Source organism: Enterobacter sp. 4974935, from assembly GCF_058661735.1.
In genome coordinates this window covers 2,867,427-2,890,012 of record NZ_JBZWGT010000003.1, presented here as the reverse complement: position 1 = coordinate 2,890,012, position 22,586 = coordinate 2,867,427, and the positions used below count along the sequence as shown (strand labels likewise).

The 22,586-nt window shown below is 54.5% G+C and carries 25 protein-coding genes and 1 pseudogene; 16 read left to right on the top strand and 10 right to left on the bottom strand.

Going from position 1 to position 22,586, the window contains the following annotated elements; all coding sequences use genetic code 11:
* Nucleotides 1–30: 30 nt before the first annotated feature.
* Together AC4OVS_RS15160 and AC4OVS_RS15155 are read right to left on the bottom strand one after the other, a co-directional pair.
* On the bottom strand, nucleotides 31–351 hold the full coding sequence (locus tag AC4OVS_RS15160) for a metalloregulator ArsR/SmtB family transcription factor (RefSeq protein WP_023299680.1): 321 nt from the start codon (nucleotides 349–351) through the stop codon (nucleotides 31–33).
* A gap of 406 nt (nucleotides 352–757) precedes the next feature.
* Nucleotides 758–1,059 (bottom strand): annotated as a pseudogene (locus AC4OVS_RS15155) (tlde1 domain-containing protein); the annotation flags it as partial.
* A gap of 197 nt (nucleotides 1,060–1,256) precedes the next feature.
* Between AC4OVS_RS15155 and AC4OVS_RS15150 the strand changes: the two are divergent.
* A complete protein-coding gene (locus AC4OVS_RS15150; protein WP_046618550.1) occupies nucleotides 1,257–1,901 on the top strand; it encodes a hypothetical protein in 645 nt (214 codons plus the stop codon).
* A gap of 422 nt (nucleotides 1,902–2,323) precedes the next feature.
* Here the strand turns inward: AC4OVS_RS15150 and AC4OVS_RS15145 are convergent, their stop codons facing one another.
* On the bottom strand, nucleotides 2,324–4,009 hold the full coding sequence (locus AC4OVS_RS15145; protein WP_001024855.1) for an aspartate:alanine antiporter: 1,686 nt from the start codon (nucleotides 4,007–4,009) through the stop codon (nucleotides 2,324–2,326).
* Between the two features lie 274 nt (nucleotides 4,010–4,283).
* On the opposite strand from AC4OVS_RS15145, the gene AC4OVS_RS15140 reads away from it, so the two are divergent.
* Nucleotides 4,284–4,658, top strand: coding sequence for an inner membrane protein YbjM (locus AC4OVS_RS15140; protein WP_023299682.1), 375 nt, complete (start codon nucleotides 4,284–4,286; stop codon nucleotides 4,656–4,658).
* A gap of 30 nt (nucleotides 4,659–4,688) precedes the next feature.
* Here AC4OVS_RS15140 and AC4OVS_RS15135 read toward each other — a convergent pair whose 3' ends face one another.
* Nucleotides 4,689–4,958, bottom strand: coding sequence for a GrxA family glutaredoxin (locus AC4OVS_RS15135; protein ID WP_014169305.1), 270 nt, complete (start codon nucleotides 4,956–4,958; stop codon nucleotides 4,689–4,691).
* A gap of 185 nt (nucleotides 4,959–5,143) precedes the next feature.
* On the opposite strand from AC4OVS_RS15135, the gene nfsA reads away from it, so the two are divergent.
* The 11 genes from nfsA (at nucleotide 5,144) to AC4OVS_RS15080 (ending at nucleotide 15,859) form a co-directional block, all read left to right on the top strand.
* Complete coding sequence (nfsA, locus tag AC4OVS_RS15130; RefSeq protein ID WP_023299683.1) at nucleotides 5,144–5,866, top strand: nitroreductase NfsA; 723 nt, start codon at nucleotides 5,144–5,146, stop codon at nucleotides 5,864–5,866.
* Nucleotides 5,867–5,930: 64 nt separating this feature from the next.
* Nucleotides 5,931–6,833: a 30S ribosomal protein S6--L-glutamate ligase gene (gene rimK, locus AC4OVS_RS15125; protein ID WP_032621711.1), complete on the top strand. Its 903-nt coding sequence runs from the start codon at nucleotides 5,931–5,933 to the stop codon at nucleotides 6,831–6,833.
* A 63-nt stretch (nucleotides 6,834–6,896) separates the two neighbouring features.
* Entirely contained in the window at nucleotides 6,897–7,373 is a 477-nt protein-coding gene (locus AC4OVS_RS15120; protein WP_022647571.1) for a YbjN domain-containing protein, read from the top strand.
* A 350-nt stretch (nucleotides 7,374–7,723) separates the two neighbouring features.
* Nucleotides 7,724–8,836 carry a spermidine/putrescine ABC transporter substrate-binding protein PotF gene (potF, locus tag AC4OVS_RS15115; protein ID WP_063163409.1) on the top strand — a complete coding sequence of 371 codons (1,113 nt, stop codon included), beginning with the start codon at nucleotides 7,724–7,726 and terminating at the stop codon, nucleotides 8,834–8,836.
* A 143-nt stretch (nucleotides 8,837–8,979) separates the two neighbouring features.
* A complete protein-coding gene (gene potG, locus AC4OVS_RS15110; protein ID WP_006809449.1) occupies nucleotides 8,980–10,113 on the top strand; it encodes a putrescine ABC transporter ATP-binding subunit PotG in 1,134 nt (377 codons plus the stop codon).
* Nucleotides 10,114–10,122: 9 nt separating this feature from the next.
* Nucleotides 10,123–11,076, top strand: a complete 954-nt coding sequence (gene potH, locus AC4OVS_RS15105) for a putrescine ABC transporter permease PotH (protein ID WP_022647573.1) — start codon at nucleotides 10,123–10,125, stop codon at nucleotides 11,074–11,076.
* Nucleotides 11,073–11,918, top strand: coding sequence for a putrescine ABC transporter permease PotI (gene potI, locus AC4OVS_RS15100; RefSeq protein ID WP_022647574.1), 846 nt, complete (start codon nucleotides 11,073–11,075; stop codon nucleotides 11,916–11,918). The genes potH and potI overlap by 4 nt, the downstream gene beginning before the upstream one ends.
* Before the next feature lie 42 nt (nucleotides 11,919–11,960).
* A complete protein-coding gene (locus AC4OVS_RS15095) occupies nucleotides 11,961–12,458 on the top strand; it encodes a YbjO family protein (RefSeq protein ID WP_087878582.1) in 498 nt (165 codons plus the stop codon).
* Nucleotides 12,459–12,498: 40 nt separating this feature from the next.
* Nucleotides 12,499–13,626 (top strand): 23S rRNA (uracil(747)-C(5))-methyltransferase RlmC, encoded by a 1,128-nt coding sequence (gene rlmC, locus AC4OVS_RS15090; RefSeq protein ID WP_046618486.1) that lies wholly within the window; start codon nucleotides 12,499–12,501, stop codon nucleotides 13,624–13,626.
* 72 nt (nucleotides 13,627–13,698) lie between these two features.
* Nucleotides 13,699–14,406, top strand: coding sequence for a response regulator transcription factor (locus AC4OVS_RS15085; protein ID WP_058676903.1), 708 nt, complete (start codon nucleotides 13,699–13,701; stop codon nucleotides 14,404–14,406).
* Nucleotides 14,390–15,859 (top strand): sensor histidine kinase, encoded by a 1,470-nt coding sequence (locus tag AC4OVS_RS15080; RefSeq protein WP_023299687.1) that lies wholly within the window; start codon nucleotides 14,390–14,392, stop codon nucleotides 15,857–15,859. The genes AC4OVS_RS15085 and AC4OVS_RS15080 overlap by 17 nt, the downstream gene beginning before the upstream one ends.
* Nucleotides 15,860–15,934: 75 nt before the next feature.
* On the opposite strand, the gene artJ is transcribed toward AC4OVS_RS15080, so the two are convergent.
* The 6 genes from artJ to AC4OVS_RS15050 form a co-directional block, all read right to left on the bottom strand.
* Nucleotides 15,935–16,666 (bottom strand): arginine ABC transporter substrate-binding protein ArtJ, encoded by a 732-nt coding sequence (artJ, locus tag AC4OVS_RS15075; RefSeq protein ID WP_015571008.1) that lies wholly within the window; start codon nucleotides 16,664–16,666, stop codon nucleotides 15,935–15,937.
* 173 nt (nucleotides 16,667–16,839) lie between these two features.
* The gene (artM, locus tag AC4OVS_RS15070; RefSeq protein ID WP_022647579.1) at nucleotides 16,840–17,508 is read right to left on the bottom strand and encodes an arginine ABC transporter permease ArtM; all 669 of its coding nucleotides are present in this window, start codon (nucleotides 17,506–17,508) and stop codon (nucleotides 16,840–16,842) included.
* Nucleotides 17,508–18,224: an arginine ABC transporter permease ArtQ gene (gene artQ, locus AC4OVS_RS15065; protein WP_491922535.1), complete on the bottom strand. Its 717-nt coding sequence runs from the start codon at nucleotides 18,222–18,224 to the stop codon at nucleotides 17,508–17,510. Before artQ ends, artM begins: the two co-directional genes overlap by 1 nt.
* Nucleotides 18,225–18,230: 6 nt before the next feature.
* A complete protein-coding gene (gene artI / locus AC4OVS_RS15060) occupies nucleotides 18,231–18,962 on the bottom strand; it encodes an arginine ABC transporter substrate-binding protein ArtI (RefSeq protein WP_491922534.1) in 732 nt (243 codons plus the stop codon).
* Nucleotides 18,963–18,980: 18 nt separating this feature from the next.
* On the bottom strand, nucleotides 18,981–19,709 hold the full coding sequence (gene artP, locus AC4OVS_RS15055) for an arginine ABC transporter ATP-binding protein ArtP (RefSeq protein WP_006809439.1): 729 nt from the start codon (nucleotides 19,707–19,709) through the stop codon (nucleotides 18,981–18,983).
* Between the two features lie 226 nt (nucleotides 19,710–19,935).
* Nucleotides 19,936–20,454, bottom strand: a complete 519-nt coding sequence (locus AC4OVS_RS15050; protein WP_022647580.1) for a lipoprotein — start codon at nucleotides 20,452–20,454, stop codon at nucleotides 19,936–19,938.
* A 97-nt stretch (nucleotides 20,455–20,551) separates the two neighbouring features.
* Between AC4OVS_RS15050 and AC4OVS_RS15045 the strand changes: the two genes are divergently transcribed.
* From AC4OVS_RS15045 to AC4OVS_RS15035, 3 genes are all read left to right on the top strand, one after another.
* The gene (locus AC4OVS_RS15045; RefSeq protein ID WP_003858361.1) at nucleotides 20,552–20,875 is read left to right on the top strand and encodes a heavy metal-binding domain-containing protein; all 324 of its coding nucleotides are present in this window, start codon (nucleotides 20,552–20,554) and stop codon (nucleotides 20,873–20,875) included.
* Nucleotides 20,872–21,702, top strand: coding sequence for an N-acetylmuramoyl-L-alanine amidase (locus AC4OVS_RS15040; RefSeq protein ID WP_023305777.1), 831 nt, complete (start codon nucleotides 20,872–20,874; stop codon nucleotides 21,700–21,702). Before AC4OVS_RS15045 ends, AC4OVS_RS15040 begins: the two co-directional genes overlap by 4 nt.
* A 260-nt stretch (nucleotides 21,703–21,962) precedes the next feature.
* Nucleotides 21,963–22,586: a helix-turn-helix domain-containing protein gene (locus AC4OVS_RS15035; RefSeq protein ID WP_022647582.1), complete on the top strand. Its 624-nt coding sequence runs from the start codon at nucleotides 21,963–21,965 to the stop codon at nucleotides 22,584–22,586.

The window sequence follows — 22,586 nt, the reverse complement described above, 5'->3', positions numbered from 1 at the left end:
GTTATATCTGTTTTTGTGAATGTGTTGTGGTCAGCACGAGCCCGGGAGGCGGTTTTTCAGCTTCATACGTGTCTCTTCTCGCAGGCAGTTCCAGCTGTTATCGATAACGGTTGCCGCCCACGCGGGCATGTTGGGAGAGAGACGGTAGTAGATCCATTTACCCTCACGACGATCGATGACCAGCCCGGCCTCACGCAGCAATGCCATATGGCGGGAGACTTTCGGCTGCGGCTCGTTGGTAGCGGAGCAGAGATCGCAGACGCACAGCTCGCCCGCTTCACGCAGAAGCATGAGGATGGAGAGGCGCGTTTCGTCGGAGAGGGTTTTGAAGAGCTGAACGGGGTGAAGCATCTGGCGATCCTGCGTGGTTTTTGTCATATACACTAAATCATATATGTTTGTGGCGAGTGAGGGAAGGGCAATAAGGGCAAATAAATGTCCTCAGTGAAGTACCATTACGTTGAGCCGTCGTCTTTGAGCCACAGACAGGGCGGGATTAGAAGATTAATGATTCCTGGTTTTGTTGAATATCTTCAATGTAATGAGACAGACGATCGTTGCAGATGTTAACAGAATCAAAATATCAATATTTGTATATGTTTCGTACATTGTCTCCGCATTAATATCACCATAGATGAAGCCGCAAATAGCAGTCGCAACGTCGTGGTTAATATAAGCTGTTGAAGGACCCAGCATACGTCCTGCCAGGAAGCTAATTAACACAAACCAGACGGCCTTAAGTAGTCTTGAGCCCCATTTACGGGCAAGGGTAGTGATATCCACCGTCAATAACCTCAATACAGCCGCGAGCCATATGTGAACGCATACATGGAACCTGAATAAGCTCTGTGTTCATAAGAGCGTTACGGATTAATGCTAATCGGAGTTATGGGCGATTGATATACACCCTTCTGACACTGTACCGGGATGGAGTCTGAACAGCCCGCGATAGACGTGATCAATCCATGTTCCATCGTCGATTCCCCAGTCATCCTTATATAAAGCAAACCACTCATCACGGCCAAATTCCGCACCGGATCTTATTTTGTTCCATTGGTTAAGATAAAAAATAATTTTATGTGAGATTTGGAGGATCGTTTGGGTTTCTTGTTTTAACGGCGCAACCGGGCGACAGGGCAGAGCTGGCACGGTACAAGGGGAATTTAAGGATTTCTGGGAAACTGAAAAATTACGTCTGGAAGCGCCCGTGAGCTTTGGTTATTCTTTGTTCGGGTTCAGAACAATACGTATGAGATATGGATATTAAACAGGTTGCATTAGGGATTCTCGATGGGATCTCCTCCATACCGAACACAGCTTACATGGGCGTTGTAAGAAGCTGGGAGGGAAGCGGGCTTGCCGGGGATAGCGCTAAACAAAGAAACCAGGCTGAGACAGAGCGTTTTTTCTATATGCTCAAGAGCCTGGGTAATGCTGAGTCACCATTACGCAGACTGATAACTATCGTTTTCACGTCGTTCTATCAGAAACTCAATGATGATGGTAAAGAGGCCGTAAACAATAAATTGGGTTACGGAGCCGGGAGCGTTGGTGGGCGAGCAGCAGGGCAAATAGCTTTGGCACAGACAACCGCAAGTCTGATGTTGAATCGTTTGGCGATTGATCAGGCGTACAAGCATTTTATTCGGTTCAGCGCTTCAGCAGCGTTAAACGTCGTGATGTTTCAGGGAATCATTGAAGAATCAGCCAGAGCGTCAAGACGGATGAAAGCCAAATATCCCTCTACATACGCCAGGGTGTCAAAAGAGAGTCTGGATATGGTCTACTTTCTCGTTGAACAGCAGTTAGAGCCTTACCTGGTGTTCATTGAAGGACACCCTATTGATTGCAAAGGAATACAGAATGAAATTTGTAAAATCGTTAATGTCCCACGCAATTGAGGGAACTATCACCTTTCTGGCTGTGCTTTTTGCTATGGGGTCATTCTTCTGGTTTGAAAGTACATGGATGAAATTCACCGGGTGTTTTGGGGCGTTGATAGTTGGCTATGTGCTTTCATACGGAGCCGCAAAAATTAGAGGCGGGTGAGCTTTATCGCTCGATTTTGTCGAATCAAACCTGACATACAAAAAATCCGTCGCATAATGTCGCCAATAACCCGAAAATATGCAATTGATTGAATTTAAAAGCTATTTTTTAGGGAAACAAAAAACCCATCAACCTTGAACCAAAAATGGCGGGGTTGATGGGCTCCACAAATTGGGGACATCAAAGAAAAGCAGTGGCACTAGTTATGACTGCACCCTGCGTAAAAAGTTCTGCGCGTAACGAAAATTTTTTCAGCCACACGCAATCTTGAGATTTATCCGAGTCCTGGCCAGATAATGATGATCAGCGTACCTGCCAGCGTCAGCAGCACGTTTGCGATGGCGTAGGTGCCTGCATAGCCCAGCGCCGGGATGTTGCTGCGCGCGGTGTCGCTGATGATCTCCATTGCCGGTGCGCAGGTGCGCGCGCCCATCATCGCGCCGAAGAGCAGGGCGCGGTTCATGCGGAGCACGTAGGCGCCGAACAGGAAGCAGATGACTACCGGTACCAGGCTGACGATAAGTCCGGAAACCAACATTTGCCAGCCGACCGCACCCAGGCCATTGCCAATGCCGCTCCCGGCGCTTAAGCCGACACCCGCCATAAAGACCATCAGACCGAACTCTTTCACCATGTTCAGCGCTCCCTGAGGGATGTAGCCGAAGGTGGGATGGTTCGCTCGCAGGAAGCCCAGCATGATCCCGGCGAACAGCAGACCGGCAGCGTTACCGATGCCGAAGCTAAAGTTACTGAACTGGAAGGTGATCATTCCGATCATCAGGCCAACAATGAAGAAGGCGCAGAAGGCTAACAGGTCCGTCACCTGACTGTGAATCGAGATAAAGCCGATACGGTCGGCAACGGTTTTAACACGTCGGGCATCGCCGCTGACCTGCAACACATCGCCTTTATTAAGCACCACGTTATCGTCGATAGGCATTTCAATCTGGCTGCGGATCACGCGGTTGAGGAAACAGCCGTGGTCGGTCAGCTTCAACTGCGCCAGACGGCGGCCCACGGCGTTGTGGTTCTTGACCACAATCTCTTCGGTGACGATACGCATGTCCAGCAGGTCGCGGTCAAACACCTCTTTCCCGTTGCGGAAACTCGGATCGAGACGCGCGTGGGCGTCCGGGTAGCCAACCAGAGCGATGTCATCGCCCATCTGGAGTACTGCGTCACCGTCCGGGTTTGCCAGAATGCCGTTACGACGGATACGTTCGATGTAGCAGCCGGTCTGACGGTAGATCCCCAGCTCGCGCAGGTTTTTCCCGTCGGTCCAGGCAACCAGCTCTGGCCCGACGCGGTAGGCGCGGATCACCGGCAGGTAAACTTTACGTTTGGAGTCCGTATCCAGACCACGCTCTCGGGCAATGGTCTGGGCGCTGGTCTGGAGATCCTGATGCTGAAGTTTTGGCAGATAGCGCGCGCCAACAATCAGGCTCACCAGACCAATCAGATAGGTCAGGGCATAGCCCAGGCTCAGGTTATCCAGCGCGGCGGAAAGCTGCGTGCCTGCCATGCCAGAATGACGAAGCGTATCCCCCGCGCCAACAAGCACCGGCGTGGAGGTCATCGAGCCTGCCAGCATACCGGCCGTTAAGCCGATGTCCCAGCCAAACAGTTTGCCCAGCCCTAACGCAATCAGCAGGGCGCTGCCGACCATCACCAGCGCCAGCATCAGATAATTTTTGCCGTCTCGGAAGAAAATGGAAAAAAAGTTCGGACCGGCTTCCACGCCAACGCAGAAAATAAACAGCATGAAACCTAAGTTAAGCGCGTCCGTGTTAATACTGAAATGTTGCTGACCTAATAACAGGGAGACGACTAAAACGCCAATGGAATTACCAAGTTGAACTGAACCCAGGCGCAATTTACCCAGACAAAGGCCCAGTGCCAGTACCACAAATAATAACAGGATGTAATTCCCATTTAACAAGTCTGCGACGTTTATATTCACGGAGGCTAACTTCTTGTTTACCAGTAAGTTGTTGAATGAAAGGACTATTTGGGCTACTGTTTTCAGAGTCAGGGAATCACTTTGCACCTCCCTGCTTCCTGATAAATACCCTAAACACTAGCAGGCGGTTAGTTTAATCGTAATAGCTACCGACAGCCACCTATTATCGCACGACTTGTGTGCGTGCTTTGGCAAGGATTGCCGCAATGCTTTATCTGACTGGGCGTCCACCGGACGATTTTTGTATTTGATAGAGATAAGTCAGGAGGATAGTTTGAACTTTAAACGAAACTGGGTTGGCGTAATCAGCTGCTTTTTGCTGTTTACGGTCGTTTGCATGTCGCTTGCTTTTAATGTGAAGGGCGCCTTCAGAGCGTCCGGTCATCCCGAGCTGGGCCTGTTGTTCTTTATCCTGCCGGGAGTAGTGGCCAGTTTTCTCTCGCGCAAAGGCGAGGTGGTAATGCCGCTGCTGGGGGCCATCCTTGCGGCGCCCCTCTGCCTGCTTCTGATGCGCGTGCTGTTTCTCTCGTCGAGAAGCGTCTGGCAGGAAGTGGCGTGGCTACTAAGTGGCGTTTTCTGGTGTGCGCTGGGGGCGCTCTGTTTCTTATTTATGCGCAGCCTGCTGCAACAGCGGAAGCATCATAAATAAAAACGCCCTCAGGGTGAGGGCGTCTTAGCATTACTGAGCGGCAAACAGGCCCAGGTGCTCTTTGGCGTACGCTTCGAAATCGGTGCAGCCGCCGATGTGTTTCTGATCGAGGAAGATTTGCGGCACGGTTTCAACCGGTTTACCCACGGTTTTTTCCAGATCGGCTTTGCTGATGCCTTCCGCGTGGATATCCACGTAACGGAAGTTGAAATCATCACGTTCTTCAGTCAGTTTCTCAGCCAGCTCTTTCGCGCGCACACAGTAAGGGCATCCTGGACGACCAAAAATTACTGCAAACATTTCTCTCTCCTCAAAAAACAAGCCTGACGGCGAATAATCCCTATAGTGCACGATAACCTGCCGTCATGGAAAGAAGGTTTCACCTGTCACTTTGATACAGTCAGGCTATGTTTCGCCAATTACATCAGGTGGATCATTGCCTATACTGGCTGCCATACGTTTTACGCAATACAAAGAGAGACAAAATGACGCCAACCATTGACCTGCTTCGTTCCCACCGTTCCATTCGCCATTTCACCGATGAGCCGATCACCCAGGCGCAGCGGGACGCGATCATCGACAGCGCAAGAGGCACCTCCAGCTCCAGCTTTTTGCAGTGCAGCTCCATTATCCGCATCACCGATCCGGCGATGCGTGAACAGCTGGTAACGCTGACGGGCGGACAAAAGCACGTTGCCCAGGCGGCTGAGTTCTGGGTGTTCTGCGCCGATTTTAACCGTCACCTGCAAATCTGTCCTGAGGCGGAGCTGGGGCTGGCGGAACAGCTGCTGCTGGGCGTGGTGGATACGGCATTGATGGCGCAAAACGCGTTCACGGCGGCGGAATCGCTGGGGCTTGGCGGCGTCTATATCGGCGGGCTGCGTAATAACATCGAAAGCGTGACGCAACTGCTGAAGCTGCCGAAACACGTGCTGCCGCTGTTTGGTCTGTGCCTCGGCTGGCCGGCGGATAACCCGGATCTGAAGCCGCGTATTCCTGCTGCGATGCTGGTGCATGAAAACCACTACCAGCCGGTCGATCAGGACGTTCTGCATCAATACGATGAAGAGCTGGCGAACTACTATCTGACGCGCGACAGCAACAACCGCCGCGATACCTGGAGCGACCATATTCGTCGCACCATCATTAAAGAAAACCGCCCGTTCATTCTTGATTACCTGCACAAACAGGGCTGGGCAACGCGATAGTCCCTTCCTCCTGCGCCTCGTGTATGATAGGCAGGCTTTTCCCATGTCTTTAGAGAGGTGCAGGGTGAAAATTGCCATATTGTCCCGGGATGGAACGCTCTATTCATGTAAACGCCTGCGAGAAGCGGCGGCGAAACGCGGACATCAGGTTGAGATCCTCGATCCGATGTCCTGCTATATGAACATCGACCCTGCGGCGTCGTCGATTCATTACAAAGGCCGCAAACTCCCGCATTTTGATGCGGTAATTCCCCGTATTGGCTCCCAGATCACCTATTACGGCACGGCCGCGCTGCGCCAGTTTGAAATGCTGGGAAGCTATCCGCTCAATGAATCCGTGGCGATCTCACGCGCCCGCGATAAGCTGCGCTCGCTGCAACTGCTGGCGCGCCAGGGGATCGATTTGCCCGTCACCGGGATTGCTCACTCCCCGGACGACACCAGCGATTTAATCGACATGGTGGGCGGCGCGCCGCTGGTCATTAAGCTGGTGGAAGGCACGCAGGGTATTGGGGTGGTACTGGCGGAGACGCGTCAGGCGGCGGAAAGCGTGATTGACGCCTTTCGCGGTCTGAATGCCCATATTCTGGTGCAGGAGTATATTAAAGAGGCCAAAGGGTGCGACATCCGCTGCTTTGTGGTGGGCGATGAAGTGGTGGCCGCCATAGAGCGGCAGGCGAAAGAGGGCGACTTCCGCTCTAACCTGCACCGCGGCGGTATCGCGCGGGTGGCCCTTATCAGCGAGCGCGAGCGCGAGATTGCGGTGAAAGCGGCGCAGACGCTGGGCCTGGACGTGGCGGGGGTCGATCTGCTGCGTGCCGACCGCGGGCCGCTGGTGATGGAAGTTAACGCCTCGCCGGGGCTGGAAGGGGTGGAAAAAACCACAGGCGTCGATATTGCAGGTAAAATGATCGCATGGATTGAACGCCATGCGACGCCGGGATTTTGCCTGAAAACGGGCGGTTAAATGGATCGGCGCGCACTTTTTGCGTAAGCTGGACAACGTTTTTATTTAAGAGGCTGCACAGCGATGGATTTACAGGTCGTACCTACACTGGATACGTTACGTCAATGGCTCGATGATGCCGGTATTACTTTTTTCGAATGCGACTCCTGCCAGGCGCTGCATCTGCCTCACATGCAAAATTTCGATGGTATTTTTGATGCCAAAATCGATCTGATTAACGACGTGATCCTGTTCTCGGCGCTGGCTGAAGTGAAGCCTTCAGCGCTGCTTGCACTGGCATCCGATCTGTCAGCGATTAACGCCAGTTCTTTGACCGTGAAAGCGTTTCTCGACATACAGGATGATAATCTGCCGAAGCTGGTGGTTTGCCAGTCTTTATTCTCCGGCGCGGGGCTCTCCTTCAAACAGTTCGCCTGGTTTATGCGCCTGAGCGAAGAGCAAATTTCCATGGTAATGATGGAAGCCAACGCACATCACCTGCTGTATAGCGCGGAAGATGATGCCGAGAATAATGATGCATCTTCCAATTTTCTCCACTAAGCCTGTCTGACTTTTGCGCAGTCGCTACCAGAGCGGCTGCATAACACCGCTTTTTCTGCTGCTTTTAACCTTTCTTTAAAGAATTTTTCACCTCCTCTCGGGCCGTTTCGGCTTATCACGTAGACATAATCTGCATAAAAAATTGATAAAAGGCGTTTTTTCGTCTGGGCTATAGCCGGAGACACGGGCTACAGTTATTCTTGCGGTGCTTAAAAAAGCGAGCGGAACCTGCCGGGAAGAGGGGTGTATTTTATTTCGGGCAGAGCGACAAACTATGCATGAATATTGCATATCTTCAGGCTGCACAGTTTTGGTTCGTTTGTTAACGAGCTTTCAGAAGGAATAACAATATGATCGCCTTGAATAAAAAATGGTTATCGGGTCTGGTTGCGGGTGCTCTGATGGCCGTCTCTGCCGGCACGCTCGCTGCGGAACAAAAAACGCTGCACGTCTATAACTGGTCTGACTATATTGCGCCGGACACCGTCGCGAATTTTGAAAAAGAGACCGGCATTAAGGTTGTCTACGACGTATTCGATTCCAACGAAGTACTGGAAGGCAAACTGATGGCGGGCAGTACCGGTTTCGACCTGGTGGTGCCCTCTGCAAGCTTCCTGGAGCGTCAGCTGACCGCCGGTGTCTTCCAGCCGCTGGACAAGAACAAGTTATCGAACTGGAAAAACCTCGATCCGGAAGTGCTGAAGCTGGTGGCGAAGCATGATCCGGACAACAAATACGCCATGCCTTACCTGTGGGCGACCACCGGTATTGGCTATAACGTGGATAAAGTCAAAGCGGCGCTGGGCCCGGACGTCAAGCTGGACAGCTGGGACGTCGTGCTGAAGCCGGAAAATCTCGAGAAGCTGAAAAGCTGCGGCGTCTCTTTCCTCGATGCGCCGGAAGAGATTTTCGCCACCGTGCTTAACTATCTTGGCAAAGATCCAAACAGCAGCAAGGCCGACGACTACACCGGTCCGGCGACCGACCTGCTATTAAAGCTGCGTCCGAATATTCGCTACTTCCACTCCTCTCAGTACATCAACGACCTGGCTAACGGGGATATCTGCGTGGCCATCGGCTGGGCGGGTGACGTCTGGCAGGCAGCGAACCGTGCGAAAGAGGCGAAAAACGGTGTGAATGTTTCCTACTTCATTCCGAAGGAGGGGGCGCTGGCGTTCTTCGACGTCTTCGCGATGCCGGCTGATGCGAAAAACAAAGAGGAAGCGTATCAGTTCCTCAACTACCTGATGCGTCCGGAAGTGATTGCCCACATCAGCGACCACGTCTACTACGCCAACGGTAACAAGGCCTCCGTGCCGCTGGTGAGCGAAGAAATCCGCAATAATCCGGCGATCTACCCGCCAGCCGATGTGTTTGCCAAGCTCTTCACCCTGAAAGTGCAGGAACCGAAAATTGACCGTGTGCGTACCCGCGCGTGGACGAAGGTGAAAAGCGGTAAGTAACGGCGTTTGATATCGTTGCCCGGTGGCGCTGTCGCTTACCGGGCCGACAAATCCCGTAGGCCGGGCAAGCGTTAGCGCCGCCCGGCGATGCGCACCCTGACGGTGCGTTTGCACCAGTGTTGATCTATGCCGGAGAGCACCCCGTGAATGACGCGATCCCCCGCCCGCAGGCGAAAGTCCGTAAAGCGCTGACCCCGCTTCTTGAAATTCGAAACCTCACCAAATCCTTCGACGGCCAGCATGCCGTGGACGATGTCAGCCTGACGATCTACAAAGGTGAAATATTTGCTTTACTCGGCGCATCTGGCTGCGGTAAATCGACCCTGCTGCGTATGCTGGCCGGGTTTGAACAACCTACCGCCGGGCAGATCGTGCTGGATGGGGTAGACCTCTCCAGCGTGCCGCCGTACCAGCGGCCCATTAACATGATGTTCCAGTCCTATGCCCTGTTCCCGCACATGACCGTCGAGCAGAACATCGCCTTCGGCCTGAAGCAGGACAAACTGCCGAAAGCCGAAATCACCGCGCGCGTGGCGGAGATGCTGAGCCTGGTGCACATGCAGGAGTTCGCGAAGCGTAAGCCGCATCAGCTTTCCGGCGGCCAGCGTCAGCGTGTGGCGCTGGCAAGAAGTCTGGCGAAGCGTCCAAAATTATTACTGCTCGACGAGCCGATGGGCGCGCTGGATAAAAAGCTGCGCGACCGGATGCAGCTGGAAGTGGTGGATATCCTTGAGCGCGTAGGGGTGACCTGCGTGATGGTGACGCACGACCAGGAAGAGGCGATGACCATGGCCGGGCGCATTGCGATCATGAATCGCGGTAAGTTCGTGCAGATAGGCGAGCCGGAGGAGATTTACGAACACCCGACAACCCGCTACAGCGCGGAGTTCATCGGCTCGGTAAACGTCTTCGAAGGGCTGCTGAAGGAACGCCAGGAAGACGGTCTGGTGATTGAATCGCCGGGGCTGGTGCACCCGCTTAAGGTTGATTCTGATAATTCCGTGGTGGACAACGTGCCGGTTTACGTTGCCCTGCGCCCGGAAAAAATCATGCTTTGCGATGAGCCGCCCGCCGATGGCTATAACTTTGCCGTGGGCGAAGTGGTACACATTGCCTATCTCGGCGATCTGTCGATTTACCATGTCCGCCTGAAAAGCGGCCAGATGCTCAGCGCCCAGTTACAGAACGAACACCGGTATCGCAAGGGACAGCCAACCTGGGGCGACGAAGTGAGCCTGTGCTGGGATGCGGACAGTTGCGTAGTCCTGACGGTATAAGGAGCGGTCATGAGCACACTTGAACCTCCAGCCCGCGTCAAAAAACCGGGCGGTTTCTCGCACTGGCTGGCGCGCGTGCAGATGGCGCATGGCCGCAAGCTGGTCATCGCCATGCCCTATATCTGGCTGATCCTGCTGTTTTTGCTGCCGTTCCTGATCGTCTTTAAGATCAGCCTGGCGGAGATGGCGCGGGCGATCCCACCGTATACCGATCTGTGGGAGTGGGCCGACGGGCAGCTGACGCTGACCTTAAACCTTGGGAATTTCCTGCAACTGACTGAGGATCCGCTCTATTTCGAAGCCTATTTACAGTCGTTACAGGTTGCGGCGATCTCAACGATATGCTGCTTGTTGATGGGCTACCCGCTGGCGTGGGCAGTGGCGCACAGCAAGCCGTCGACGCGAAATATTTTACTGCTGTTGGTCATTTTACCGTCGTGGACATCGTTCCTGATCCGCGTGTACGCGTGGATGGGGATCCTGAAGAATAACGGCATACTGAATAACTTCCTGCTGTGGCTTGGGGTGATCGACCAGCCGCTGACGATCCTGCATACCAACCTTGCGGTGTATATCGGGATTGTCTATGCCTATCTGCCGTTTATGGTGCTGCCAATCTATACGGCGCTGACGCGAATCGATTACTCGCTGGTGGAAGCTTCGCTGGATCTCGGCGCACGCCCATTGAAGACGTTCTTCAGCGTCATTGTGCCGCTCACCAAAGGCGGGATCATCGCCGGATCGATGCTGGTGTTTATCCCGGCGGTCGGGGAGTTTGTGATCCCCGAACTGCTCGGCGGGCCGGACAGCATCATGATTGGCCGCGTGCTGTGGCAGGAGTTTTTCAATAACCGCGACTGGCCGGTGGCCTCGGCGGTGGCGATTGTCATGTTACTGCTGCTGATCGTGCCGATCATGTGGTTCCACAAACATCAGCAGAAACAGATGGGAGACCACGGATGAACAACTTACCGGTAGTACGCTCCCCGTGGCGAATTCTGATCCTGATTATCGGCTTTACCTTCCTGTATGCGCCGATGCTGATGCTGGTGATCTACTCGTTCAACAGCTCTAAGCTGGTCACCGTCTGGGCGGGCTGGTCGACGCGCTGGTACAGCGAGCTGTTCCACGATGATGCGATGATGAGTGCGGTGGGGCTGAGCCTGACCATTGCGGCGCTGGCGGCGACGATGGCCTGCGTGCTGGGCACGATTGCCGCGCTGGTGATGGTGCGCTTCGGCCGTTTTCGCGGAGCAAATGGTTTTGCGTTTATGATCACCGCCCCGCTGGTGATGCCGGACGTCATCACCGGTCTGTCGCTGCTCCTGCTGTTTGTCGCGCTGGCGCACGCCATCGGCTGGCCAGCGGATCGCGGGATGCTCACCATCTGGCTGGCGCACGTCACCTTCTGTACGGCGTATGTGGCGGTGGTCATCTCCTCGCGGCTGCGCGAGCTGGATCGCTCCATTGAAGAGGCGGCGATGGATCTTGGCGCCACGCCGCTGAAGGTCTTTTTTATCATTACGCTGCCGATGATTATGCCGGCGGTGATCTCCGGCTGGCTGCTGGCGTTCACGCTCTCGCTCGACGATCTGGTTATTGCCAGTTTTGTCTCGGGCCCAGGCGCGACGACGCTGCCGATGCTGGTCTTCTCCAGCGTGCGCATGGGGGTGAATCCGGAGATTAATGCCCTGGCCTCCATCATCCTCGGCGTGGTCGGAATTGTCGGATTTATCGCCTGGTATTTGATGGCGCGCGCGGAAAAGCAGCGCGTGCGCGATATCCAGCGTGCAAGACGCGGCTGAAGGAATTATTATTTCCAGTGATGTGCCGCGTATGACGCGGCACTGTTTTTCAGGGAAGTAAAAACATTGGGATTCTTGCAAAAAACACGTCATTCGCACGCCCGTCCGAACGTCCCTGCGCTGGTGCAGGTGGCGGCGCTCGCCATTATTATGATCCGCTGCCTGGATGTGCTGATGATTATGAACACGCTGGGCCCGCGAGGCATGGGGGAATTCATTCACCGCAGCGCGCAGACGTGGAATCTGACGCTGGTGTTTCTCAGCAGCCTGATGCTGGTGTTTATTGAGATCTACTGTGCGTTCTCGCTGGTAAAGGGGCGCAACTGGGCGCGCTGGGTATATTTTCTTACGCAGATCACCGCCGCCAGCTATCTGTGGGCCGCCTCGCTGGGCTATGGCTATCCGGAGCTGTTCAGCATTCCCGGCGGCTCCCGCCGCGAGATTTTCCATTCCTTAGTGATGCAAAAATTGCCGGACATGCTGGTGCTCTGCCTGCTCTATGTTCCCGCCTCCAGTCGGCGGTTCTTCCGCCTGCAATAATGTGTATAATCGCAGCCCTCGTGATTCTTAAGGTTTTCATATGCAGTGCGCACTCTATGACGCCGGACGCTGCCGCTCCTGTCAGTGGATAGAACAGCCGGTCCCTCAACAACTCACCGCCAAAATGGCCGACCTGCAACAGCTGCTGGCAGCACACGCGGTGGGCGAGTGGTGCGCACCCGTCAGCGGGCCGGAGCAGGGCTTTCGTAATAAAGCCAAAATGGTGGTCAGCGGCAGCGTCGAAAAGCCGCTGCTGGGCATGCTGCACCGTGACGGCACGCCCGTCGATCTCACCGGCTGTCCGCTGTATCCCGCCTCGTTTGAGCCGGTGTTTACCGCCCTGAAACCCTTTATCGCCCGCGCGGGGTTAACGCCCTATAACGTTGCCCGCAGGCGCGGCGAGCTGAAATACCTTCTGCTGACCGAAAGCCAAATCGACGGCGGGATGATGCTGCGCTTTGTGCTGCGTTCGGAAACCAAACTGGAGCAGCTTCGCGCGGTGTTGCCGTGGCTGCAGGAACAGCTTCCGCAGCTCAAGGTCATTACCGCTAATATTCAGCCGGTGCATATGGCGATCATGGAAGGAGAGAAAGAGATTTTCTTCACCGAACAGCATGCGCTGGCGGAGAATTTCAACGGCGTGCCGCTGTGGATCCGTCCGCAAAGCTTCTTCCAGACTAACCCCACCGTCGCCAGCGCGCTGTACGCGACCGCGCGCGACTGGGTGCGTGCGTTACAGGTTCATCACATGTGGGATCTGTTCTGCGGCGTCGGCGGCTTTGGCCTGCACTGTGCCACGCCAGACATGCAGCTCACCGGGATTGAAATTTCTGCGGAGGCCATCGCCTGCGCGAAACAGTCCGCCGCGGAGCTGGGGCTGACGAATCTGCACTTCCAGGCGCTGGACTCGACCCGGTTCGCCACCGGCCAGGGCAACGTGCCGGAGCTGGTGCTGGTGAACCCGCCGCGCCGGGGTATCGGCCAGGCGCTCTGCGACTACCTGAGCCAGATGGCGCCGGAGTACATCGTCTACTCCAGCTGTAACGCGCAGACCATGGTGAAGGATATCGCCAGCCTGCCGGGCTACCGCATTGCGCGCGTTCAGCTCTTTGATATGTTCCCGCACACTGCGCATTACGAAGTGCTGACGTTGCTCGTGAAATCTTAAACAAAATGTGAACTCTTCCCCCGCTCGAAATCAGGTAAGCTTACGTCATAACAAATGATTGAAGGCTTACCCATGAAGCAGATCCTGCTGGTAGAAGACGACCACGATATCGCTGCACTCCTGCGTCTTAACCTGGAAGATGAAGGCTACGCCATTACCCACGAGCCGGACGGGGGCAACGCCTTACAGCGTCTTGAAAAACAGCCGTGGGACGCGGTGATCCTCGATCTGATGCTGCCGAATGTTGATGGTCTGGAGATTTGCCGCCGTATCCGCCAGATGACCCGCTACCTGCCCATTATCATCATTAGCGCCCGCAGCAGTGAAACTGACCGTATTACCGGCCTGGAAACCGGGGCGGATGATTATCTGGCAAAACCTTTCTCGGTGCAGGAGCTGATTGCCCGCATTAAGGCGCTGTTTCGTCGTCAGCAGGCGATGGGCCAGGCGCAGACGGACGGCATTATTCAGGCGCACGGTCTGACTATCGATCCGCTGGCGCGCACCGTGCGTCTTAACGGTCAACACGTCGATCTCACCCCGCGTGAATTTGAACTGCTCTATTTTTTTGCCCGCCATCCCGGAGAGGTCTTTTCACGGCTGGCATTGCTGGAGCAGGTGTGGGGGTATCAGCACGAAGGCTACGAACACACCGTCAACACCCATATTAACCGCCTGCGCATCAAAATAGAGAAAGATGCCGCCGAGCCGGAGATCGTTCGCACCGTCTGGGGCAAAGGCTACAAATTTGCGGAGCAGAATCATAATGCGTCGCTTTAGCCTGAGCCAGCGCCTGACGCTGCTGTTTACGGTGTTACTGCTGCTCTGCGCCACCGTCGCCTGTGCGGTGCAGCTCTACGTTAGCATGCAGTACGGCAATGCGATGGTGCAGCGTCTCTCAGGCGGGCTGGCGCAGCAGATTGCGCAGCGGGAAGCGATTCTGGATACGCAGGGCAGGGTGGATCGCAGCGCCTTAAAGCCGCTGTTCGACCGGCTGATGACCTTTAATCCGAGCGTCGAGCTGTATGTTGTCTCGCCTGATGGCGATATCCTGGCCGATGCCGCCCCGCCGGGGCACATTCAGCGGCAAAAAATTGACCTCGCGCCGATACAGAATTTCCTGAGCGGGACGGTGATGCCGGTGTTTGGCGACGATCCCCGAAGCCAGAATAAGAAAGTCTTCAGTGCCACCCCGCTGCGGCAGGACGGTGAGCTGAAGGGGTATCTGTACATTATTTTGCAGGGGGAGGAGTCCAACGCGCTGGCGGAGATGGCCTGGCACAAAGCGCTCTGGAGTACGGCGCTGTGGTCGATGCTGCTGGTGGCGCTGTTTGGTCTGCTGGCCGGGTTGCTGCTCTGGTACTGGGTGACGCGCCCGGTTAAACAACTCACGCTGGACGTGGCCGGGCTGGAGCAGGACAGTATCAGCGCGATTAAGCAGCTGGCGGCCCAGCCGCTCGAGCCTGCCGGCCAGGATGAAGTGGCGATCCTGCGCAATACCTTTATCGAGCTGGCGCGCAAAATCACCTCTCAGTGGGATCGGCTGGCCGACAGCGACCGCCAGCGCCGGGAGTTTATCGCCAACATTTCGCACGACTTACGCACCCCGTTGACGTCGCTGCTGGGTTATCTGGAAACGCTGTCGCTGAAATCCGCCACGCTGTCGCCGCAGGAGCATCAGCAGTACCTCGCTACCGCGCTGCGTCAGGGGCAAAAGGTACGCCATCTGTCGCAGCAGCTGTTCGAGCTGGCGCGTCTTGAGCACGGCGGCATCAAGCCCCAGCGCGAGCGTTTTGCCATGGCTGAACTGATTTCCGACGTGGCGCAGAAGTTTGAACTTACCGCCCGCACGCGCGAGGTGAACCTGCGTATTGATGTGCCGGGGCGATTGCCGCTGGTGAACGCCGACGTGTCGATGATCGAGCGCGTGGTCACTAATCTTCTGGATAACGCCATCCGTCATACGCCGAGCGGCGGAGAAATTCGTCTGGCGGTCTGGCAGGAGAATGAACGACTTCAGGTCGAAGTGGCAGACAATGGTACGGGCGTAGATGCCTCGCTGCGCGACGATTTGTTCCAGCGACCGTCAGCGTTAAATCCTCAGGCGTCGCGGGAGAACCGTGGGGGATTAGGGCTGTTAATCGTGAAGAGAATGCTGGAGCTGCACGGTGGCGGGATCAGGCTGATGGAGTCCGTGAGCGGGGCGCGGTTCAGGTTCTTTGTGCCGCTATGAGAAATTGCCGGGTGGCGCTGCGCTTTCCCGGCCTACAGACCACCCCCGTAGGCCAGACCACCCGGCAAAAAGAGATTACTGCGGGAACCACTGCTCGCTGATTTTCTGGTATGTGCCGTCAGCTTTGATCGCTTTCAGCGCGCCGTTCAGTTTTTCCAGCAGGGCTTTGTTATCCGGACGTACCGCGATGCCGAGGCCGGTACCAAAGTATTGCGGATCGGTCACTTTCTCCGTCGCTGTACCCAGCTGCGGATTGGTTTTCAGCCACTCATTCACGACCGCGGTGTCGCCAAATACGCCATCGATACGGCCATTTTTCAGGTCGATAATTGCGTTCTGGTAGCTGTCATAGGCCACGGTTTTCACTTCAGGATGCTTGTCCTGGAGATATTTCTGGTGCGTGGTGCCGTTTTCCATGCCGATGCGCTTGCCTTTCAGTTCGTCGAAAGACTTATAAGCTCCTTTCTTCGCAATCACTACCGCAGAGTTCGCGTAGTACGGGTCGGTAAACGCGACCTGCTTGCTGCGCTCTGGGGTGATATCCATGCCGGAGATCACCGCATCGTATTTTTTAAATTTCAGGGACGGGATCAGGCTGTCAAACGCGTGGTTAGTAAAGGTGCAGTCGGCCTGCATCTGCTTGCACAGCGCTTTCGCCAGGTCAATGTCAAAGCCGACAATCTGGTTGCTGGCATCCAGCGATTCAAACGGCGGATAGGTGGCAGAAACGCCAAAATTGATTTTATCTGCGGCGGATGCGCCTGCGGCGAAGGTTGCGAGTAATGCGGCCAGAACTAACTTTTTCATTGTAATGCTCCCGTCTGTCTTATTTATGCGCCGTGTCTGCGGCCTGGATATACAATGCCATCTACTGAATTTATATGCAATAAAAATGATTAAATATTACCTTTGTTGCAAAAAAAAGCGGATAACCCATCAGGTTACCCGCTCAATGAATACCGTTTTATGCATTGGCGTGATTAATTCCTGCGCTCAAACGCCAGCGCCTTACGCTCGATAAGACGCATCATCAGCGTCAGCAGACCGTTGACCACCAGATAGACCAGACCCGCCGCACCGAACACCATCACGTCGTAGGTACGTCCGTACAGCAGCTGCCCGTGGCCCATCACTTCCATCAGGGTGATGGTGTAGGCCAGAGAGGTGCTTTTGAACACCAGAACGACTTCATTGGAATAGGAAGAGAGCGCACGCTTAAAGGCGTATGGCAGCAGGATCGCCAGCGTGTCCTTCTTGCTCATGCCCAGCGCACCGCAGGACTGCCACTGGCCTTCCGGAATCGCGCGGATCGCGCCGTAAAACAGCTGCGTGGTATAGGCCGCGCTGTTCAGTGAGAGAGCTATCAGGGCGCAGAGCCATGGCTCAGAGAGCAAATGCCAGATAACCGGATATTCCTGTAACGACGGGAACTGCCCTGGACCGTAGTAAATCAGGAAGATCTGCACCAGCAGCGGCGTACCGGTAAAGAGCGTAATGTAGCCACGGACAATCCACACCAGCACCGGCGTTTTCAGCGTCAGGACGATGGTGAAGAACAGCGCCAGGATCAGCGCTACGATGATAGACGCAACGGTCAGCGTCAGGCTGGTGTGCAGCCCTTTCATCAGTTCGGGTAAATAATCCAGCATCAGCCTGGTCTCCGTTCAAAACGCGTTGCGCGCAGATCAATACGCTTCAGAACGTACTGGCTCAGCAACGTGATCACCAGGTAGATAGCCGCCGCGACGATGTACCAGGTAAATGGCTCCTGCGTACGGGTGGCGATACTTTTGGTTTGCAGCATTAAATCGTTCACGCTGATCAGGCTCACCAGCGCGGTATCTTTCAGCAGTACCAGCCACTGGTTGCCCAGCCCTGGCAGGGCATGACGCCACATCTGCGGCATCACCAGGCGGAAGAAGATCGCCGCTTTCGACAGGCCCAGCGCCTGACCGGATTCCCACTGTCCCTGCGGTACCGCTTTCAGCGCGCCGCGCAGCGTTTGTGACGCATAGGCCGAATAGAGCAGGGAGAGCGCAATTACGCTGCACAGGAACGGACTGACGTCGAAGTTCTCAATCTGCATTTGCACCGGGATCTGCGCAAAGCCGAGATTAATCGTAAAGCCGTCCGACAGCGTTAACAGCAGCTGTGAGGAGCCGAAATAGATAAACAGGACCACCAGAATTTCCGGCAGTCCACGCAGCACAGTTACCAGCGCTGAACCGAGCCATGCGACAGGGCGCCACTTAACGGACTCCCACACCGCAAAGAACATCGCCAGTACGAGGCCGATAATCAGTGCACAAACGGCAAGGCCGACGGTCATCCCGGCGGCGCTTGCTAAAGGAAAAATTTCATTCATCAGGAATTACTTCTGGAACCATTTTTTGTAGATGGTTTCGTAGGTGCCGTCTTTCTTCACTTTTTCCAGCGCAGCGTTGAATTTCTGCTGCAGCTCGGTGTTGCCCTGACGTACGGCAATACCCAGACCTGTACCGAAGTAGTCTTTATCTGTCACCTTGTCACCCACGGTGGCCAGCTTGTCGTTCGCTTTCAGCCATTCAGTCACGACAGCCGTGTCCCCGAACACCGCATCGATACGGCCGTTTTGCAGGTCCAGCTTCGCATTCTGGTAGCTGTCATACGGCACGGCGGTGATTTCCGGGTGCTTATCCATGATGAATTTCTGGTGCGTGGTGCCGTTCTGCACGCCGACTTTCTTGCCTTTCAGCAGGTCAACGGAGGCGTATTTACCTTTCTGACCAATGAACAGCGCCGAGTTGTCGTAGTAAGGGGTGGTGAACAGAACCTGCTTTTCACGCTCCGGAGTGATGTCCATACCGGCCATCACGGCGTCGATACGGCGGAACTTCAGGCTTGGGATCAGGCTGTCGAACGCCTGGTTGCTGAAGGTACAGGTCGCGTCGATCTCTTTACACAGGGCATTTGCCAGGTCCACGTCGAAGCCAACAATCTTGTTGTTCGCATCAATGGATTCAAACGGAGGGTAGGACGCTTCAGTGGCGAAACGGATGGTCTGGGCTGCGGTAGCGGAAAGGCTGACGCTAGCAAGCAGCGCGGCAATCAATACTTTTTTCATTATAATTTCCCTAACACATCAGTGTGATAAGTAGTTTTTGAAGGCATCGGTTTGCGGGTTGGTGAAGCAGCTCGCATCACCTTGCTCAACGATATACCCGTTTTCCATGTAGACCACGCGGCTGGCGGTTTTGCGCGCCACTTCCACCTCGTGGGTCACGATGACCTGGGTAATGTTGGTTTCCGCCAGTTCACGAATGATACTCACGATCTGGGCAGTAATTTCCGGGTCCAGCGCTGCGGTTGGTTCGTCGAACAGCAGCACCGCTGGCTCCATCATCAGCGCACGGGCGATCGCCACACGCTGTTGCTGACCACCAGAGAGATGCAGAGGATAACGGTCGCTGTACGGTTTCAGACGCAGACGTTCCAGCAGCTTTTCAGCTCGCGCCATCGCCTGGTCTTTGCTTAAGCCAAGCACGCGGCACGGGGCTTCAATCAGGTTTTGCACCACCGTCAGATGCGGCCAGAGATTATATTGCTGGAAAACCATGCCCACGTTTTGACGCAGTTCACGAATCGCTTTATCTGAAGGGGTTTTCGCGAAGTCAAAATGGTTACCGGCGATGGCCAGCGTTCCCGAACGGGGCATTTCAAGCAGATTTAAAACACGCAGAAGGGAGCTTTTTCCCGCGCCGCTTGGGCCAAGCAAAACCAGCGTTTCGCCCTCCGGGCAGCTCAGCGTAATGTCGAACAGCGCCTGGTGTGCGCCGTAGAAGCAGTTAATGCCGTTTAGTTTAATACTCATCGGGGCAGTCTTTACTCATCCAGGCAATCTATAGCAATTGAGGCCGCAGATAGTACCGTTGACAGAATAGTTATGCAATATTTCTGCGTTAAAAGTTAAATATAACCCGTGTTTCCTCTTAAACATAGCACAAAATAGCGACGGGAAAGGGGGGCGAGAATAAATGTCGGCATTCCGCATGAAATGCCGGACATTTTACGGGGTTTACGTTTATTTATCGTATGCGTTAGCGGTTCTCAATCGACTGGCGAAGGGTGCCCGCCGGAGCATGAACGCTGCCGCCAATGTAGCGCACATCATCTATTGCCCAGCACTGGCCTTCACGGATCATCAGCACCTCATCCTGCCAGGTTTGCGTCCCCTGGGTTAGCTTCACGCGCAGAGGAATATTCCGTGCGTCGGTATTCGGAATGGTGGACGCGCTGGCGACGTCGGCGCTGTCCGGCAGCGTGGCGCGGCTGGAGAACGGATCGGATGAAAGCAGCGCGTTTTGCTGCGGATCGCGCGAGGCGTCATTAAGCAGTTTCGCCAGATTATCGCTCAGGTACGGGCGCAGGGCGGTGAGGTCATTACCGCGATGCTGAATGCGGTAATCATAGAACTGTTGCGCCACGGCGTCCGGGCCGCCCTCAATGCAGGGGCCGCTGCGGGAACCGATATCCTTAAAGGCTGGCGTGACCGGCGTAGTGCAGGCGCTGAGCACCAGCGCGCAGGGCACTAAAAGCGTTAAAGCAGAGTAGCGCATGTTGATTTCCTTATTTATTAACTATCCTTTCAATCATAGCGTAACGAACCGATAATGCAGTTGCTAACGCATTGAACGCTAAAGACGGAGAGGAAGTATGCAATTTTCAACAACACCAACCCTGGAAGGTCAACCCATTACCGAGTACTGCGGCGTGGTCACCGGTGAGGCGATTCTGGGCGCCAACATCTTCCGGGACTTCTTTGCCGGCATTCGGGATATCGTCGGCGGGCGCTCCGGTGCCTACGAGAAAGAACTGCGTAAAGCGCGTGACATTGCGTTTAAGGAGCTGGGCGAGCAGGCCAAAGCGTTGGGCGCGGATGCGGTGGTGGGCATTGATATCGACTACGAAACGGTCGGGAAAGATGCCAGCATGCTGATGGTGAGCGTAAGCGGCACGGCGGTGAAAACCCGTCGATGAAGCGTTCGCTCTCAACCCTCCTGCTGGCATTATTGCTGGCAGGATGCGCCTCGGAAGAGGGCATTGTTGATAAAGGCGCGTACGAACTTGATACGCGCCATCAGGCGCAGGCGGCCTACCCGCGCATAAAGGTGCTGGTGATCCATTACACCGCCGATGATTTCGACACCTCGCTTGCGACCTTAACCGATAAAAACGTCAGCTCTCACTATCTCATCCCCGCAAAGCCCCCAGCTCCGCAGGGCAAACCGCGTATCTGGCAGCTGGTGCCGGAGAGCGAGCTGGCCTGGCATGCAGGTATTAGCTTTTGGCGTGGGACCAACCGCATAAATGATACCTCCGTCGGCATTGAGCTGGAAAACCGCGGCTGGCGGAAAACCGATGGTGTGAAAACCTTTACCCCCTTCGAACCGGGGCAAATTGCGGCGCTGATCCCGCTTGCCAGAGACATCATCGCCCGCTACGACATTAAACCGCAGAACGTTGTGGCCCATTCGGATATCGCCCCGCAGCGTAAAGACGACCCTGGCCCGCTGTTTCCGTGGCGCGAACTGGCGCAGCAGGGCATCGGAGCCTGGCCCGAACCGGCGCGGGTGAATTTTTATATCAACGGGCGACCGCATTATCAGCAGGTTGATACCGCAGCACTGCTCGATCTGCTGGCGCGCTACGGTTACGAGGTGCCAGAAAACAGCACGCCTGCACAGCAAAAACGCATCATCATGGTGTTCCAGATGCATTTCCGTCCGCAGTTATGGAATGGCGTAGCGGATGTTGAAACCATGGCGATTGCCGAAGCACTTTTAGAGAAATACGGGCAGGGGTAAACCTTTGGCTTACCCCCAAATGAGTATATTTCCGCAAGTTTCTATTAGATTAATCCTAAGTACAATCTCATTTCATTTTTAGTTAATTGACTTAAAATTATTCGGATTTAAGATGGACACATAGCACGCTAAGCAATTTAGCGAATAAAAAACTTTACTCTTTTTTAATTCTTGAGTTTTTCATCAGGAAAATATTTATGGTTCGGTATGAATGCCGTTGCCATGTTTTTTTAAAATCACATCTTAAAACGGGTATAACAATGTTAAGCATCTATGGAAAAAAATTACGTCCGCAACATGAAATGGAAAAGATTATTTCTGCAACCTCATGCGTTGAAGAAAGAACGTTAAAAAAATGGCAGAAGATTTCCACTGCTGATTCCGGTTTAATTCATATTATTGTCAGCGGCGAAGTCGAATTTCGACGTGACTCTGACGAACTGTGCTTGTTCACCGTTACCGGGCAATGCATTTTCGGCCTGTCGTCGATGTATTACAACGCCACCCATATGTACGGCCTTGTTCGGTCGAATACGGTTGTTCGCTCGATCAAGAAAGAGGTCTTCGCCCAGCTGATGACCGAGAAAAACCTGTGGCCTGAACTGACAAAAGTGCTTTCCTGGTACATATGCCTGATGAGCAAGCGCGATGATATTCTGGTCGCTCGCAGCGCATATTCTGTTGTTCGCGAATTTTTATATGAGATCAACGACCTGATTGTACAGCATCAGCGTGATATTAACGTTTATGATTACATTCAGGAATACACTAACCTGGCACGTAGCACCATTATTAAAATCCTCTCCGATCTGAAAAAAGGTCAATATATTGTGGTGGAAAAAGGTCGACTGCTTAACCTCACCGCACTGCCTGAAAAATATTAA